The sequence below is a fragment of the Streptomyces sp. NPDC012935 genome, from assembly GCF_042900345.1.
In the GTDB taxonomy this organism is placed as follows: domain Bacteria; phylum Actinomycetota; class Actinomycetes; order Streptomycetales; family Streptomycetaceae; genus Streptomyces.
This window is the reverse complement of the sequence record NZ_JBIBBC010000011.1, coordinates 231,541-247,645: the sequence shown is the minus strand read 5'-3', so window position 1 is coordinate 247,645 and position 16,105 is coordinate 231,541. Positions and strand designations below refer to the sequence as shown.

The 16,105-nt window shown below is 72.7% G+C and carries 14 protein-coding genes and 1 pseudogene; 9 read left to right on the top strand and 6 right to left on the bottom strand.

Annotation, left to right across the window (positions count from 1 at the left end; genetic code table 11):
• The first annotated feature begins 127 nt into the window (after nt 1-127).
• Genes ACFY5C_RS26180 through ACFY5C_RS26160 form a run of 5 tightly spaced genes read left to right on the top strand, consistent with a single transcriptional unit; the run spans nt 128 to nt 4,586 of the window.
• On the top strand, nt 128-1,426 hold the full coding sequence (locus ACFY5C_RS26180; RefSeq protein WP_389448011.1) for an MFS transporter: 1,299 nt from the start codon (nt 128-130) through the stop codon (nt 1,424-1,426).
• A gap of 26 nt (nt 1,427-1,452) precedes the next feature.
• A complete protein-coding gene (locus ACFY5C_RS26175) occupies nt 1,453-2,316 on the top strand; it encodes a putative hydro-lyase (protein ID WP_389448072.1) in 864 nt (287 codons plus the stop codon).
• Nucleotides 2,317-2,347: 31 nt separating this feature from the next.
• On the top strand, nt 2,348-3,106 hold the full coding sequence (locus ACFY5C_RS26170) for a LamB/YcsF family protein (RefSeq protein WP_389448009.1): 759 nt from the start codon (nt 2,348-2,350) through the stop codon (nt 3,104-3,106).
• Nucleotides 3,103-3,720 (top strand): allophanate hydrolase subunit 1, encoded by a 618-nt coding sequence (locus ACFY5C_RS26165; RefSeq protein ID WP_389448007.1) that lies wholly within the window; start codon nt 3,103-3,105, stop codon nt 3,718-3,720. Before ACFY5C_RS26170 ends, ACFY5C_RS26165 begins: the two co-directional genes overlap by 4 nt.
• Entirely contained in the window at nt 3,717-4,586 is an 870-nt protein-coding gene (locus ACFY5C_RS26160; RefSeq protein ID WP_389448005.1) for a biotin-dependent carboxyltransferase family protein, read from the top strand. Before ACFY5C_RS26165 ends, ACFY5C_RS26160 begins: the two co-directional genes overlap by 4 nt.
• A 427-nt stretch (nt 4,587-5,013) precedes the next feature.
• Here the strand turns inward: ACFY5C_RS26160 and ACFY5C_RS26155 are convergent.
• The 5 genes and pseudogenes from ACFY5C_RS26155 to ACFY5C_RS26135 form a co-directional block, all read right to left on the bottom strand.
• Nucleotides 5,014-5,838 (bottom strand): annotated as a pseudogene (locus ACFY5C_RS26155) (SGNH/GDSL hydrolase family protein); the annotation flags it as partial.
• Nucleotides 5,835-7,058 (bottom strand): glycosyltransferase, encoded by a 1,224-nt coding sequence (locus ACFY5C_RS26150; RefSeq protein ID WP_389448004.1) that lies wholly within the window; start codon nt 7,056-7,058, stop codon nt 5,835-5,837. The gene ACFY5C_RS26150 and the pseudogene ACFY5C_RS26155, both read right to left, overlap by 4 nt.
• The gene (locus ACFY5C_RS26145; RefSeq protein WP_328429061.1) at nt 7,055-8,185 is read right to left on the bottom strand and encodes a glycosyltransferase family 1 protein; all 1,131 of its coding nucleotides are present in this window, start codon (nt 8,183-8,185) and stop codon (nt 7,055-7,057) included. The genes ACFY5C_RS26150 and ACFY5C_RS26145 overlap by 4 nt, the downstream gene beginning before the upstream one ends.
• A gap of 199 nt (nt 8,186-8,384) precedes the next feature.
• Nucleotides 8,385-9,803: a HEAT repeat domain-containing protein gene (locus tag ACFY5C_RS26140; RefSeq protein WP_389448002.1), complete on the bottom strand. Its 1,419-nt coding sequence runs from the start codon at nt 9,801-9,803 to the stop codon at nt 8,385-8,387.
• 300 nt (nt 9,804-10,103) lie between these two features.
• A complete protein-coding gene (locus ACFY5C_RS26135; protein ID WP_328429059.1) occupies nt 10,104-10,496 on the bottom strand; it encodes an ankyrin repeat domain-containing protein in 393 nt (130 codons plus the stop codon).
• A 318-nt stretch (nt 10,497-10,814) separates the two neighbouring features.
• Between ACFY5C_RS26135 and ACFY5C_RS26130 the strand changes: the two genes are divergently transcribed.
• Both ACFY5C_RS26130 and ACFY5C_RS26125 read left to right on the top strand, forming a co-directional pair.
• The gene (locus ACFY5C_RS26130; protein WP_004002760.1) at nt 10,815-11,009 is read left to right on the top strand and encodes a hypothetical protein; all 195 of its coding nucleotides are present in this window, start codon (nt 10,815-10,817) and stop codon (nt 11,007-11,009) included.
• A gap of 40 nt (nt 11,010-11,049) precedes the next feature.
• Nucleotides 11,050-12,684: an ABC transporter ATP-binding protein gene (locus tag ACFY5C_RS26125; RefSeq protein WP_389448000.1), complete on the top strand. Its 1,635-nt coding sequence runs from the start codon at nt 11,050-11,052 to the stop codon at nt 12,682-12,684.
• Nucleotides 12,685-13,031: 347 nt separating this feature from the next.
• Here the strand turns inward: ACFY5C_RS26125 and ACFY5C_RS26120 are convergent, their stop codons facing one another.
• Nucleotides 13,032-14,531, bottom strand: a complete 1,500-nt coding sequence (locus ACFY5C_RS26120) for a PLP-dependent aminotransferase family protein (RefSeq protein ID WP_389447998.1) — start codon at nt 14,529-14,531, stop codon at nt 13,032-13,034.
• 99 nt (nt 14,532-14,630) lie between these two features.
• Between ACFY5C_RS26120 and ACFY5C_RS26115 the strand changes: the two genes are divergently transcribed.
• Nucleotides 14,631-15,296: a YitT family protein gene (locus tag ACFY5C_RS26115; protein ID WP_389447996.1), complete on the top strand. Its 666-nt coding sequence runs from the start codon at nt 14,631-14,633 to the stop codon at nt 15,294-15,296.
• A complete protein-coding gene (locus ACFY5C_RS26110; protein ID WP_389447994.1) occupies nt 15,293-16,063 on the top strand; it encodes a glycerophosphodiester phosphodiesterase in 771 nt (256 codons plus the stop codon). Before ACFY5C_RS26115 ends, ACFY5C_RS26110 begins: the two co-directional genes overlap by 4 nt.
• Nucleotides 16,064-16,105: the final 42 nt, after the last annotated feature.

Genomic DNA, 16,105 nt, shown 5'->3' with positions numbered 1-16,105 from the left:
AGAGAACGAAACAACAGGGGTATTGAAGGATCGTTCAACGATCCTCTACCTTGCTGCTCACCGTTCAGCTCAGTTCGGCTCAGTTCGGCTCAGTTCCGCACCCCCGTCCCCTCTCTGCGAGGTGCCCATGAGCACGACCCCTCCACCGCAGGCCCTGAAAGACAGCCACGCCACCACCGATGAACGCGCCGCCGACGACGGCGCGTTCGGCTGGCTGCGCGCCCTCGGCCCGCGCGGCCGCCGCGCCTTCGCGGGCGCTTTCGGCGGCTATGCCCTGGATTCGTACGACTACTTCACGCTGCCGCTGAGCATGGTCGCGCTGGCCGCGTACTTCGGCCTGGACAGCGGCCAGACCGGCCTCTTCACCACCGTCACGCTCGTGGTCTCCGCGATAGGCGGCGCGCTCGCCGGAGTGCTGGCCGACCGCATCGGCCGGGTCAAGGCACTGATGATCACGGTCATCACATACGCGGTCTTCACCGTCGCCTGCGGTTTCGCCCCCAACTACGAGTGGCTGCTGGTCTTCCGCGCCCTCCAGGGCCTCGGCTTCGGCGGCGAATGGGCGGTCGGCGCGATCCTGGTCGCCGAGTACGCGAGCGCCAAGCACCGTGGCCGCACGCTCGGCGCGATCCAGAGCTCTTGGGCCGTCGGGTGGGCCCTGGCCGCGATCATGTACACCGTCGTCTTCTCGCTCGTGGACGACGACCTGGCCTGGCGCGTGATGTTCTGGACCGGCGCGCTGCCCGCGCTGCTCGTCATCTGGATGCGGCGCCGGGTGCACGACGCCCCCGAAGCAGTCGCCGTACGTGAACAGAGCACCCAGAAGGGTTCGTTCGCGGCCATTTTCAAGCCCGGGCTGCTGCGTACGACGATCTTCGCCGGACTGCTCTCCACCGGCGTCCAGGGCGGCTACTACACCCTCGCCACCTGGGTGCCGACCTACCTGAAGACCGAGCGCGACCTGTCGGTCGTCGGCACCGGCGGCTATCTGACGTTCCTCATCTCGGGCGCCTTCATCGGCTACCTGACCGGCGGTTACCTCACCGACCGGCTGGGCCGCCGGCGCAACATCTGGCTGTTCGCGCTGCTGTCGGCCGTCTGCATCCTGGCGTACGCGAACATCCCCGACGGCTCCAACACCCTGCTCCTGGTACTCGGCTTCCCGCTCGGGTTCTGCATGTCGGCGATCTTCAGCGGCTTCGGGTCCTACCTGAGCGAGCTGTACCCGACGGCGGTGCGCGGCACGGGACAGGGCTTCACGTACAACACCGGTCGCGCGGTGGGCGCCGTCTTCCCCACCACGGTCGGCTTCCTGGCCGACAGCTGGGGCGTCGGCGGCGCCCTGGTCTTCGGCGCGATCGGCTACGGCATCGCCGCACTGGCCCTGCTCGGGCTGCCGGAGACGCGTGGGAAGGAGCTGGCGTGAACCGCACGGACGACCGTCCGCTCGCCCTGGAAGAAGACCGTACGGCCGCCCTCACGACGGACCGTCCGCCCACACTCGCATCGGACCGCCCGCTCACCCTCGTCGACGAGCACGCACACGCGTGGAGCCCGCGAACGGCACGCGCCCGCTTCCGGGAGGGCCTCACGGGGCCCACGGCCGGGGTCGCCGCCGGGCACACCCAGGTCAACCTGATCTCGGTGCCCGCCGACTGGGCGTACGACATGCTGCTGTTCTGCCAGCGCAATCCCAAGCCGTGCCCGGTGTTGGACGTCACGGACGCCGGTTCGTGGACGACCGTCCTCGCCGACGGTGCCGACCTGCGCACCGATCTGCCGCGCTACCGGGTGTGGCGGAACGGCGAGTTGGTGGACGAACCGACGGACGTACGCGCGCACTGGCGCGACGACCTGGTGTCGTTCCTCATCGGCTGCAGTTTCACCTTCGAGTGGGCGCTGGCCGAGGCCGGCGTCCCGATCCGCCACATCGAGCAGGGGCGCAACGTCCCGATGTACGTGACCGGCCGCCAGTGCCGCCCGGCGGGGCGGCTGCACGGCCCGATGGTGGTGTCCATGCGCCCGGTGCCGCCGGAGCACGTGGCGGCGGCGCTGCGGGAGACCGGTCTCCTTCCGGCGGTACACGGCAGTCCCGTCCACTGCGGTGATCCGTCGGCGCTGGGCATCGCCGACCTCGGCCGCCCCGACTTCGGCGATCCGGTCGATGCCGGGCCGGACGACATCCCGTTGTTCTGGGCCTGCGGAGTGACCCCGCAGGCCGCCGTGATGGCCTCGCGCCCGCCGTTCGCCATCACCCACGCTCCGGGCCAGATGTTCCTGACCGACGCCCGCGACGAGCAGTACCGCATCGCCTGAGAAGTCACCCGACAGGAGAAACGACGGACCGATGACCTCCATCGACCTCAACGCCGACCTGGGCGAGGGCTTCGGCCGCTGGCAGCTCACCGACGACGAACGGCTGCTGTCGGTCGTCACCAGCGCCAACGTGGCCTGCGGCTTCCACGCCGGGGACGCGGCCACCATGCGGCGGGTGTGCGAGCAGGCGGCCGAGCGCGGGGTACGGATCGGCGCCCACGTCTCCTACCGGGATCTTGCGGGGTTCGGGCGGCGCGCGATGGACGTGCCGCCCGCCGAGCTGGCGGCCGAAGTGGCGTACCAGATCGGCGCGCTGGCGGTCTTCGCGCGGGCGGCGGGCACGCGCGTGTCGTACGTCAAGCCGCACGGCGCGCTCTACAACCGCGTCGTGCACGACGAGGAGCAGGCCGGCGCGGTCGTCGACGGTGTGCTCCTGGCGGACGCCTCGCTGCCCGTGCTCGGGCTGCCGGGCTCACGACTGCTGGAGTCGGCCGCCAAGGCGGGGCTCCCGGCCGTCGAGGAGGCGTTCGCGGACCGCGCGTACACGGAGCAGGGCACGCTCGTGCCGCGCGGCCAGGAAGGTGCCGTGGTCACCGACCCGGAGGCCGTCGTGGAGCGCTCGGTGGGCCTGGCCCGCGCGGGCGTGGTCAGCTCTGTCTCCGGAGTTCCTGTGGAGGTACGCGCGCGTTCCCTGTGCCTGCACGGGGACACGCCCGGGGCTGTCGAGCTGGCCCGGCGGGTGCGGGCACGGCTGGAGGAGTCGGGTGTGCGGGTGGAGGCCTTCGTATGAGGGCGCTGCCCGTCGGCGACGACGCCCTGCTCGTCGAGGTGGCCTCGGGCGAGGCGGCCCGGGCGCTGCACGCCGAGCTGCTGCGCCGCCGCGCGGAGGGCTCCCTGTCCGTCCGCGAGATCGTCCCCGCGGCCCGCACGGTCCTGCTCGACGGGCTCGCCGACCCGGCCCGCCTGGCCGGCGAACTGACCACCTCCGAAGTGCCGCCCGCTCCCCCACGCGCGCGGGAGATCGTCGAACTCCCGGTGCGCTACGACGGCCCGGACCTGGCCGACGTGGCCGCGCACTGGGGCGTCTCCCCGCCCGAGGTGGCCCGCATCCACGCGGACACCGAGTTCAGCGTCGCCTTCTGCGGATTCGCGCCCGGGTTCGGCTATCTGACCGGCCTGCCGCCGCGCTACGACGTCCCGCGGCGGGCCACCCCGCGCACGGCCGTCCCCGCCGGTGCGGTGGCGCTGGCGGGGCCGTACACGGGCGTGTACCCGCGCTCGTCGCCGGGCGGCTGGCAGCTGATCGGCACCACGGACACCGTGCTGTGGGACCACACGCGTGTGCCGGCCGCGCTGCTGTCGCCCGGCACGCGCGTGCGCTTCGTCGCGGTGGGGAGCTCATGACCGACCGCGCGCTGTCCGTCGTACGCTCCGGGGCGCTCACCACCGTGCAGGACCTCGGCCGGCCCGGTCACGCCCATCTGGGCGTGCCCCGCTCGGGTGCGCTGGACGGGCCCGCGGCGGCGCTGGTGAACCGCCTGGTCGGCAACGCCCCCGAGGCCGCCGTACTGGAGAGCACGCTCAACGGCTGTGCGCTGCGGCCCCGTTCGGAGGTGACCGTGGCGGTCGGCGGCGCGCCGTGCCGGGTCGCGGTGGACGGACGTCCGGTCGCCTGGGGTGCTGCGGTGCGTGTGCCCGCCGGTGCGCTCCTGGACGTCGGCGCGGCCGTTTCGGGCGTACGGACCTATGTGGCCGTCTCGGGCGGCATCGCCGTCGAGCCGGTCCTCGGCAGCCGCTCCACGGACCTGCTGTCCGGCCTCGGCCCACCGCCGCTCACGGACGGCACGGTGCTCCCCCTGGGCCGGCCGACGCAGCTGCACGCGCGTGTGGATGTCGCCCCGCAGCCGGCGCCCCCCGCCGAACTGGTCCTGCGAGTGACGCCGGGCCCGCGCGACGACTGGTTCACCCCGGCGGCCGTGCGTGCCTTCACCTCCCGCCCCTACCGCGTGTCCGCCGCGAGCAACCGCATCGGGCTGCGCACCGAGGGCCCCGCCCTGGAACGGGTGCTCACCCGCGAACTCCCCAGCGAGGGCGTGGTCCTGGGCGCGGTCCAGGTCCCGCCCGACGGCCGGCCGGTCGTGTTCCTGGCCGACCACCCGACGACGGGCGGCTACCCGGTGATCGCCGTCGTCCGCGCTGCCGACCTCCCGGCCGCCGCACAGGCGGTGCCGGGCACGCCGGTCCGCTTCGTGGCCGTACGTCGTCGCTGACGCCCGCCACCACCCGCCACGCACGCGTGCGCCCCACCCGCCTCAGGGTGCGGGACGCCGCTCCGGAGGCCGAGCACTGTCCCGGCAACCGCTACGCCGCTTCAGGGGCAGGCTGCGGCTCCTGGACCGTGCGCTGTCCGGGCACGGGCACCGACAGTCCCTCCGGCAGGGACAGCTGTTCGGGCACGGACCGACGGTCGGGGACCAACCGATGCTCGGCCACCGGCCGATGGTCGGGCCCGTCGGGGACCAACCGATGCTCGGCCACCGGCCGATGGTCGGGCACCAACCGATGGTCGGGCACCAACCGATGCTCCGGCGCTCTCGGACGCTCGGGCAACGCGACCGAGTCCGAAAGCGACCCGGGCCGGGCCGATGCCGCCGACTCGGACACCGACGGGTGCCCGGCCAACGCCATCCCGTCCGGCATCGACAGCACGGCCAGCGCCCTGGACACCGACTGTGCCGCGCGCAGGTCGAGCCGTTCGCTGGTGCCCTTCGCGCGGTGGCGCATCTCGACGGCGGCGAGGCGGACCAGCTGGGGCAGCAGGTCGTTGCACCGCCGGATCATCCAGGCGGTACCCGCGGTGGCCAGCCACAGCAGGCTCGCCGACTTGGTGGGCGGCGGGAACTCGGGCTCGGGCGAGGGCGCCGTCTGCGTCGCGAGGCCCCGCTGCGCGAGCATCGCGTGGAAGCGCAGGGCGATCTGCCGGTGCCCGCGCTCCCCGGGGTGCAGCCGGTCGGAGCTCCACATCGCGCGCTCCATGATCCAGGCGTCGTCGACCGCGTGCAGATGCAGCGCGCCGTACCGCTCGGACAACGTGTGGACCACCGTGTTGACGGCCCGCTGCCGACGAGCCAGCGGATTGCCCAGGACCCCCGGCAGTCCCAGCATCGTGCCCGGGTCGGGCAGGCACGCCGTGAGCACGGCCGTGCCCTGACGGGTGAAGGACGCGTAGACCTTGTCGAGGCGCTCGGCGATCTTCTCTATGTCGAAGGTGCTGCGCAGCGTGTCGTTGACGCCCACGAGGACGGACACGACGTCCGGCCGCAGGCCCAGCGCCGTCGGCAGCTGCTTCTCCAGCACGTCCCGCGTCTGTGCCCCGCTGACGGCGAGGTTGGTGAACTCGGCAGCCGGCTCGGACAGTCCGGCGGCGAGCAGCGCGGCCCAGCCGCGCCACCCGTTGCCCACGGGATCGCCCACGCCCTCGGTCAGCGAGTCCCCGAGAGCGACGTAGCGCAGCGGTCTCATGCCGCGCCCTCCGCACGGGCGAAGGGACGTACCGGCACCGCCGCTTCGTGCGCGGTGAGGAAGGCGTCCACCGCCGTGCCCCAGCCGAAGCACTCCGCACGCGCGCGTGCCGCCTCGCGGCGCTCGCGCTCTGGACGGTCGAGCAGCATCTCCACGGCGTCCGCGAAGGCGTCGCCGTTGTCCGCCGCGGTGGCTCCGGCGGAGCCGATCACCTCCGGCAGCGCGGAGGACGCGCTCGCCACGACGGGCGTGCCGCAGGCCATGGCCTCCAGCGCGGCGAGCCCGAACGTCTCGGCGGGCCCGGGGGCCAGGCAGACGTCGGCGGAGGCCTGCAGCGCGCCGAGCAGGCTGCGGTCGGCGACATGGCCGAGGAAGGTCACCGGAAGGTCGCGCTCCTGCGCCCGCTTCTCCAGGCCCGCCCGCAGGGGCCCGTTGCCGGCCACCACGAGTACCGCTCGCACGCCGCGCTGGCGCAGCGACTCCAGGGCGTCCAGCGCGGTGCCGGGGCGCTTCTCCACGGAGAGCCGGGAGCACATCACGAGCAGCTTCTCGTCCGCCCGCGCGTGGGTCTCGCGCAGCGCCGCGTCCCGCAGGGTGGGCCGCCGGTTCATCAGGTCGACGCCCAGCGGAGCCCGGACGACGTTGCGGGCGCCGATCCGCACGAACTCCCGCTCGGCGAACTCGGTGGTGCACACGACCTTCGAGTAGGTGTGGGCAGTACGGACGTTGAGGGCGTCGGCAGCCCTCCGGGACAGGTTCTCCGACAGGCCCCAGGTGCGCAGCACACCGTCGGCGGTCTCGTGGGAGACCATCACGGCGCGGACCCGCGCGCGGCGGGCCCACTTGCCGGTCCACCGCAGCGTCGTCCGGTCGGAGACCTCCAGGCGGTCGGGGGCGAGCTCCTCCAGGAGGGCCGCGACCCGACGCTTGTCGACGAGCACGCGGTAGCCGCCGGTGCCGGGCAGCATCGGGCCGGGCAGGGTGATCACGCGGCCCTGCTCGGTCTCGCAGTCGCTGTACTTCTCGCCCGGCACGATCAGGACGGGGTCGTGGCCCGCCAGCTTGAAGCCCTTGCCCAGTTCCCGCAGCGCAGTGCGCAGCCCTCCGGAGGCGGGGGCGACGAAGTTCGCCAGCCGGACGATGCGCAGGCCGGTGTTCGGCGAAGGGTCCACGGACGGGTTCGCCGAGGGGCTCACCGAGGGGTTCACCGAGGAATTCATACCGCCACCGCCGGCCTCCGCGCCTTGAGCACGGCCTCGTAGTGGGCGATGAGCTGGTCACCGATGGCCGCCCAGGTGCGGCCGTCGACCGTCGCGTGCCCGGCGGCCCCGTACGCGGCGCGCAACGCCGGGTCGGCGACCAGGGAGCGCACGGCGTCCCGTACGGCGTCGGCGTCGCGCGGCGGCACCAGCAGCCCGGTGCGGCCGTGGTCGACCAGGTCCAGCGGACCACCGGCGGCCGGAGCCACGACGGGCACACCGCTCGCCATGGCCTCCTGCACGGTCTGGCAGAAGGTCTCGAACGGTCCCGTGTGGGCGAAGATGTCGAACGAGGCGAAGATCCGGGCGAGGTCGTCCCCGCCGCGCCGGCCCAGGAAGACCGCGCCGGGCAGCGCCTCGGCGAGCGCGGGCTGGCTCGGCCCGTCGCCGACGATCACGACCTTCACGCCCGCCAGGCCGCACACGCCGGAGAGCAGTTCGATGTGCTTCTCCGGAGCGAGCCGCCCGACGTAGCCGACGATGACCTCGCCGTTCGGGGCGAGTTCCCGGCGCAGCTTCTCGTCGCGCAGCTCGGGGCGGAAGCGCGCGGTGTCCACGCCGCGTGCCCACAGCTTGAGCCGGGGCACCCCGTGGGCCTCCAGGTCGTTCATGGACGCGCTGGACGGGACGAGCGTGAGGTCGGCGGCGGAGTGGACGGACCTTATGCGCCGCCAGGCCGCTGCCTCGCCGGCGCCCATGTAGGTGCGGGCGTATCCGGCCAGGTCGGTCTGGTAGACGGCGACGGCGGGGATGCCGAGCCGGGCGGCGGCGGCCATGCCGCGGACGCCGAGGACGAAGGGGCTGGCCAGGTGCACGATGTCGGGCTGGTGCTGGATCAGCGCGGCGGCCAGGCGCCTGCTGGGGAGCGCAACCCTGACCTGGGGATAGCCGGGGAGCGGAAGGGAGGGGACGTGGACGACGGGGCAGGGCGCCAGGGCGGCGGCCGCCTTGTTCCCGGGAGCGGGAGCGGGTGTGACGACGAGGGGAGCGTGACCGCGGTCGACGAGGTGTCGGGCGGTCTGGAGCGCGCAGTGGGCCACGCCGTTCACATCGGGGGGAAAGGATTCGGTCACGATGACGACACGCATACCCGTGTTGTCGCCGTGCTGGACGTGGCCGCGTCAACGTGGATCTTTCCAAACAAGAAACGTCCCATGAGCGTTCCGCTCCGCGACCGAGCAAGTCAGGTTCCGGCCATGAACACCTGACCCGTCGGCCACCCCGAGTTCACCTTGCGGGCGGATCTCCGCGGACGTTCACAGTGCGCTCACATGTCCCGGCCGGTGATCAGCCTGCGGTCGGGTCGGGTCCGATCCGACTGCGTACGGCTGTCTGGACCTCGGCCTCCTCGGCCGGATCGGCGGCGAGCCGGCGCAGTCGCTCGACGACGCGCGTGTCACCGGTCTCGGCGTGCCGGGCGGCGATCTCGCGGGTGGTCTCCTCGCAGTCCCACAGGCACTCGACGGCGAATCCTGACGCGTAGGACGGGTCGGTGGCGGCGAGGGCGCGAGCGGTGCGGCCCCGTAGGTGGGAGGACGCCGTCTCGCGGTAGATGTGGCGCAGCACGGGGGCCGCGCAGGCGATCCCGAGCCGTCCGGTGCCGTCGACGAGCGTCCACAGGGTCGGCGCGTCGGGTCCTTCGCCCCGTACGGCCTCGCGCAGTGCCGCCAGGACCAGATCCTTGTCCTCGGCCCCGCCCCGGCAGGCGAGCATGCGTCCGGCGGCGGCGCCGAGCGGATCGGGCCGTCGGGCCCAGCCGCGCGCCCGGTCGATGGCGGCGACGCTGCGCATCCGTTCGAAGGCGTCGAGGGCCGCATCCACCACCGCCGAAGAGCCGGTGATCACGGCCGCCTCGATCAGGTCGAGGGCGACGGGATCGTTGGTGTCGGCCAGGTAGCGCAGGGCGGTGCTGCGGGCGCCGTCGGTGCCGTCCTTGGCAGCGGCGACGATTTCGGGCCGGTCCTCGGGGCCGGCGACGGCCATGAGGCACCGCGCGGCCGGCACATGGAGCGCGGCTCCGCGCTCGAGGCCCTGCTGGGCCCATTCGAAGACCGCCTGCACGCTCCACCCCGGGCGGGGCCCGGTAGGTCGCATCTGCCGTTGCCAGCGGTCGAAACAGCCGGCCTCGTGAGCGGCACGCACACGCGTGGCGATCGATTCGCGCTGATCCTCGGCCCACAGCCGCCACGGCCGTGGCTCAAAAGCATCGCGTACGACGGCGGCCAGCTCGGCCTCGCCCTCCGGATCGGCCGGGAACCGCGCCAGCACGGGCGCCGCGAGGGCACGCAACCCGGCGTCGTCGTCCCGGAGCGCGAGCTCGTCCAGGGCCCAGGCCCAGTTGGAGCCCGAGGCGGCGTACCTGCGCAGCAGCGCCAGGGCGTCCAGCCTGCCGTAGGAGGCAAGGTGGCCGAGGACAGCGAGGGCCAGCCCGGTGCGTGACTCCTCGGTGTCGAGGGCGTCCTCGACATCGAAGAGGTGCGCCTCGATCTCGTCCAGCTCACCGTTGAGGTCGAGGTAGAGACGGGCGTAGTACAGGGAGCGGTTCTCCACCTGCCAGTCGTGGCGGGGGTCCCGCAGCACACAGTGGTTCAGGGCCGCGAGCGCTTCGGCGCGCGGGGCGGTGAGCGCGTGCAGTGTGCCGTCGCCGCGGCCCCGCTGAAGCAGGCCGAGCAGCGTACCGCTGGGCGCTATGACCGGTTCGAACATGGGAAACAGCCTCACATCAAGCGTCGACGCAACCGGGGTTCTTGCTTCACCTGGCCGCGTGACAACACGTCGGGGCGCCCGCCGTTTCCTGCTTGCTGTAGACCATCTTCCTCTGCCTCTCGTCGGTGGCCCATGCGGACCGATCACGGCCCGCGCGGTGCGGCAACACCTGCCCAGCCATCGCGTCCGTGAATCACGACGTCATGATGACTCGGCACTTCCATCTGCCGCGACCGAAATTTCGGCGGCCCTGTACCGCCTCCCCCGTTTTCTGCGTTTTCGCTGGTCAGAACATTCGGATCAGTGTGCGCCGAACAGTTCGAGCAGTTCCGTCTTGGCGAACATCCGGGCCGTGTCGACGGCCGACGGCGTTCCGGAGGCGGGGTCGGCGCCGCCCTCGAGCAAGGCCTTGATCACTTCCGTCTCACCCTTGAAGACGGCACCTGCGAGCGGCGTCTGGCCTCGGTCGTTGACGTGGTCGGCCTCGGCACCCCGGGCGAGCAGGGCGCGCACCGCCTCGGCGTGACCGTGATAGGCGGCGAGCATCACGAGGGAGTCGCCGCGGTCATTGGTGAGGTTGGCGGGAACGCCCGCGTCGACGTACGCCACGAGCGCCTCGGTCTGCCCCTGCCGGGCCAGATCGAAGATCTTGGTCGCCAGCTCCACGACCTCGGGGTCGGGGGCATCAGTCATCGGCCGGACCGCCTCTCACTACGTACACGGGGACTGCTGGGAACTGCCGGGAGCACGGGTACGACCGCGAGCGGTGCTCGGCCGTACGAGTGATTCGCCAGGGTACTGGCTCGCGCCGCACATGACCTGCCGCGCTCGCGGCAAAGATCATCGCAGACACGGCCGAACCCGACACCCAAGCTCATCCGCCTCAGGACACTCCGCCGACAGAGGGAAATCTGGCGAATTTCACCCAGTTGCACCTTTTATAGTATGGATACATCCTGTGAGCCTGGAAGTACTCATGGTGACTGTCCCCACCGAACCAGGAGCACTCACATGATCCTCTCCATCTCAGGCGTCGTTCTGCTCGGCATCGTCGTCTTCATCTTCTTCCGCAAGGACGGGCTGAAGGCGTCGCACGCCCTGATCTCGGCCCTGTTCGGCTTCTATCTGGCAAGCACGGCCATCGCCCCGAGCATCAAGGCCGGCGGCGAGAGCCTGGCGAGCCTGCTGGGCGGCATCCAGTTCTGACGCCGCCCCACCCGCCCGTACGCACCTGTAGGAGACAGCAGTGGCCCGCCGCCCCCTCCCCCGCATCCTGAGCACAGGCAGCGCGCAGATCACCCGAAGCCGGGAGCTGGCCCGGGCGCAGTTCGCCCGTAGCCGGGAGCTGGCCCGGACGGCGGGCGACAGCGCCTCTGACGTCCTCCACCCACTGATCACGATCACCCGCGGTCTGCGCCGGCTGGCCTCGGCCGGGCGGCGCAAGTGGGCCGACACCCCCAAGGACAAACGCGGACCGCTGCTGTTCCTGGTGGCCTCGGTGATCCTGGTCGTGGCACTGGTTCCGTACGGGCCGCTGCTCGCCGTCATCAGCCTGATGGCGGCGGCAGCCTGGCAGGGCCGGGACCGCAAGCCCGCGACGCCCGAGGGACCCGACGAGTCCCAGACGGAGCGGCTGAGGGCGCTGTACGAGGCCCTGGTCCCGTACTTCTCGGCCGCCGAGGACCCGGCCCCGCTGTACACCCACGGCGGCGAGTGGGAGAAGGCCTTCCCGGAGTTCGAGTTCGACGGCACGGGCCGCGTCAGCAGCCTGCTGATCCGGTACCCGGCCTACTTCACCGACGGCGAGGCGGAGTCCCGCGCGCGGATCGAGCACCTGCTGACCGCGAAGTCCGGCCGCGGCCGGGAGTACCACTTCGCCTGGGACGAGGAGGGCAACGAGCTGACGGTCACCGTCCTGGCCGCGCTGCCCACCGACATCGCCGCACAACGCTTCGTCACGACCCCCGGCGAGACCGTCCTCGGCTTCACCGACCCCACCCACGTCCAGCGCACGCTCCCACTCGCCCACGGCGTGGAGCAGCGCGACGTACCGCCGGTCGTCTGGCGCACCGGCATCCGGTCCACCGAGCCCCATCTACTCGTCATGGGCCAGCCCGGCAGCGGCACCTCGACCCTGCTGCGCTCGATCGCCCTGCAGGCCCTGCAGTACGGCGACGTCGTCATCGTCGAGGGCGGCAGCACCGGCGAGTACGCCTGCCTGATCGGGCGCGACGGCGTCCTGGCGGTCGAGTGCGGGCTGTCCGGGGCGCTGGCGAGCGTGGAGTGGGCGGCGACGGAGACGGAGCGCCGCCTGATCGCCGTGAACCGCGCCCGTCAGGCGGGCAACCCGCCCCCGGACGACACCAAGCGCCCGCTGTGGATCCTCCTGGACCGCCCGACCGCGTTCACCCACCTCGCCGCGGCGGACCACCGCAAGGACCCGCAATCCCTGCTCCAGGTCCCGCTCAGGCACGGCCGCGCGGTGGGTGTCACGGTGGTCGTGGCCGAGCAGTGGGATGCCATGGACGCCCTGTCCGAGGCTGTACGACAGCACACACGCGCGCGTGTCGTGCTCGGCCCCGCGACGGCGGAGCAGCTCCGGACGACCCTGGGCGCTCCCCCGCACACCACCCCGGTCGCCGACGTCCCACCCGGCCGCGGCTACGCCCGCCTCGGCACGGGCCCCGTCCACCGCCTCCAGGTCCCGGCGACCCCGGACCCGTACGACGACGCGACGAGTGACGCCCACCGGCAGGCAGTACTGGACCTGCTGCCGGAGCGGACGACGCCGGTGGAGGCGGAGGCACTGCCGAAGCTGGACAAGCCGGAACAACAGCCGGAGCCGGTACCGGCGGAGGCAGTGGTGGCCGAGACTTCGTAGCGGCCGACGCAGCTGACGCGGGCAGAGGCGCAGCCGAGGGGCCACCCTCCGGGCACCCACCCGTCACGTCCGGGCACCCACCCGTCACGGTCTCCGCCGCCGAAGCGGACAGGGCCGCCGCCGGCCGGCCGCCCGCCGTGGCCTACGCAGGCCCCGTGCAGCCTGCGGGGAGTCCCGCCGGGGCGGCACGGGTGGGCGAAGGCGGCACCCCGTAACGCGGGCGAGCGCCCCATTCCCGACGTCACCCCTGACGCCACTCACGCCACTCACGCCACTCACGCCACTCACGCCACTCACGCCACTCACGCCACTCACGCCACTCACGCCACTCACGCCGCTCACGCCGCTCACGCCACGAACGGCCTCACCGCCTCGCCACCCCCCGAAGCCCCGCTCTCCACCAACCGCGCCGCCGCCCCCAACCGCACCGCGGCTTCCTCGGCCACCGCACCCCCCACGGTGAACGGCAACCGCACGTACCCCTCGAAGGCCCCGTCCACCCCGAACCGAGGCCCGGACGGCACCCGAACCCCCACCCGCTCCCCCACTTCCGCGAGCCGCGACCCCGACAGGCCCCCCGTCCGCACCCACAGCGTGAGCCCGCCCCGCGGCACTTCGAACTCCCACTCGGGCAGCTCCCGCCGCACGGCCGTGACGAGGGCGTCGCGGTTCTCCCGGGCCTGTGTGCGCCGCAGGTCCACCGCCTGCTCCCAACCTCCCGTGCCGAACAGCCAGTTCACGGCCAGCTGCTCCAGAACCGGCGTTCCCAGGTCGGCGTACGCGCGCGCGGCCACGAGGCTGCGGATCACATCCGGAGCCGCCCGCACCCAGCCGATCCGCATCCCCGCCCAGAAGGCCTTGCTGGCCGACCCGACAGTGACGACGGTCGACCCCGCGGGGTCGAAGGCGCACACGGGCCGCGGCATCTCGATGTCCGGATCGAGCCACAGCTCGCTCATCGTCTCGTCGGCGACCAGCACCGTCCCCGCCGACCGCGCCGCGTCCACCAGCCGCCTGCGCTGGTCGTCGTCGGCCAGCGCCCCGGTCGGGTTGTGGAAGTCGGCCACGACATAGGCGATCCGTGGCGCGGCGTCCCGCAGGACCTGCCGCCAGCGGTCCATGTCCCAGCCGGTGAGCCCCTCCGCCATGGCGACGGGCACCAGCCGGGCGCCCACCTCCCGCATCAGCTGGAGGATGTTGGCGTACGACGGCGACTCGACCGCGATCCGCTCACCGCGGCCGGCGAACAGATGACAGATCGCGTCGATGGCGCCCATCGCCCCGGTCGTCACCATGATCTGTTCGGGCATGGTCGGAATGCCACGCGCGGTGTACCGGTCGGCGATCGTCGAGCGCAGCGCGGGCAGCCCGGCCGGATAGTCGCCATGGGTGTGGGCGTACGGCGGCAGCTCCTCCAGGGCGCCCTGCACGGCACGGGTCAGCCACGGCTCGGGCGCGGGCAGCGCCGCACAGCCCAGGTCGATCATCGAGCCCAGCGCCTCGGGCGGCAGCGGCTCAAGGCCGCGCGCGGGCAGCGGGTTCCCGGCCGGTACGGCGGTCCAGCTGCCGGCCCCGCGCCGGGACTCCAGGAAGCCTTCGGCGCGCAGCGCCTCGTACGCCGCCGCCACCGTCGTACGGCTCACGGACAGCGCAAGAGCCAGCTCACGCTCGGCGGGCAGCCGCGCGGCGACCGGGACACGGCCCTCCAGGACGAGCAGCCGGATACCGTCGGCCAGCGCCCGATAGGCGGGCGGGCGCTTGCTGCCTGGCCCGGCGGGGCGGTCCTGCTGGGACGTCAGAAGCCGGGCGAGCTGCGCGGCACCCACCGCAGAAGTCCACTGCGCCATGATTCCAGTCCACCTTCCCCGAATTGGCCATGGAGGGCGACGCCTCCCAAGCCACAGGGTGTCACGCAGCAGGCCACTACCACCACAGGGGGGCACGTCTTGTCCACACAAGGGATCACAAAGCGGCATCTCGTACGGCGGCTGTCACAGCTCTACGTCGGGCTCGCGCTCTACGGCGCGAGCTCGGCGCTGCTCGTCGAGGCGGGCCTGGGCCTGGAGCCCTGGAACGTGCTGCACCAGGGCATCGCCGAGCGCACCGGTCTGACGATCGGCGTCGTCTCGATCATCGTGGGCGCGGCGGTGCTGCTCCTGTGGATCCCGCTGCGCCAGCGCCCGGGCCTCGGCACGGTCTCCAACGTCTTCGTGGTCGGCCTCGCCATGGACGGCACACTCGCCCTGCTGCCCGAGGCGCACTCCCTGGCCGTACGCGTCCCCCTCCTCCTGGCCGGCATCCTGCTCAACGGCGTGGCCACCGGCCTCTACATCGCCGCCCGCTTCGGACCGGGCCCCCGGGACGGCCTGATGACCGGCCTGCACCTGCGCACCGGCCGCTCGATCCGCCTGATGCGCACGGCCGTCGAGATCGTGGTCGTCGTGACCGGCTTCGCCCTGGGCGGCACCGTCGGCGCCGGCACCCTCCTGTACGCGGTGTCCATCGGCCCGCTCGCCCAGCTCTTCCTGCGCGTGTTCGCCGTCCCGCCGGCATCGGACGGCAGCACGGTCGTTGCCACCGGGCAACCCCGGCGCGCGATACTGCGTCCGTGAGCACCACGCGCGTACGCCACCCGTACCTCGACCACCCCGGCCCGATCCCCTTCGCCCATCGGGGCGGGGCCGCGGACGGCCTGGAGAACACCGTGCTGCAGTTCCGGCGCGCGGTCGACATGGGCTACCGGTACATCGAGACCGACGTCCACGCCACGCGCGACGGCAAGCTCGTCGCCTTCCACGACGCGACCCTGGACCGGGTGACGGACGGGGCCGGCCGGATCGCCGACCTGCCCTGGGGCGACGTACGGGACGCGCGCGTGGCGGGCAAGGAGCCGGTGCCGCTCTTCGAAGAGCTTCTGGAGACCTTCCCCGACGTCCGCTGGAACGTCGACCTCAAGGCGGAGCCGTCGCTCCACCCCTTCCTCGACCTGATCGAGCGCACAGGCGCCTGGGACCGGATCTGCGTCGGCTCCTTCTCCGAGGCACGCGTCATCCGCGCCCAGCGGCTGGCCGGTCCGCGCCTGGCGACGTCGTACGGCACGCGGGGCGTGCTCAATCTGCGGCTGCGCTCCTGGGGCGTGCCCGCGGCGCTGCGCCGCTCGGCGATCGCCGCCCAGGTGCCCGAGACGCAGTCCGGCATCCAGGTGGTGGACCACCGCTTCGTACGGGCCGCCCACGCGCGCGGGCTGCAGGTGCACGTGTGGACCATCAATGATCCCGATGCGATGCACCGGCTCCTGGACCTGGGAGTCGATGGCATCATGACCGATCACATCGACACATTGCGCAAGGTCATGGAGGACCGGGACGTCTGGGTCTGACCCCGTCCGGACTTCACCCGCGCGCGGGATCATCACGGAAAG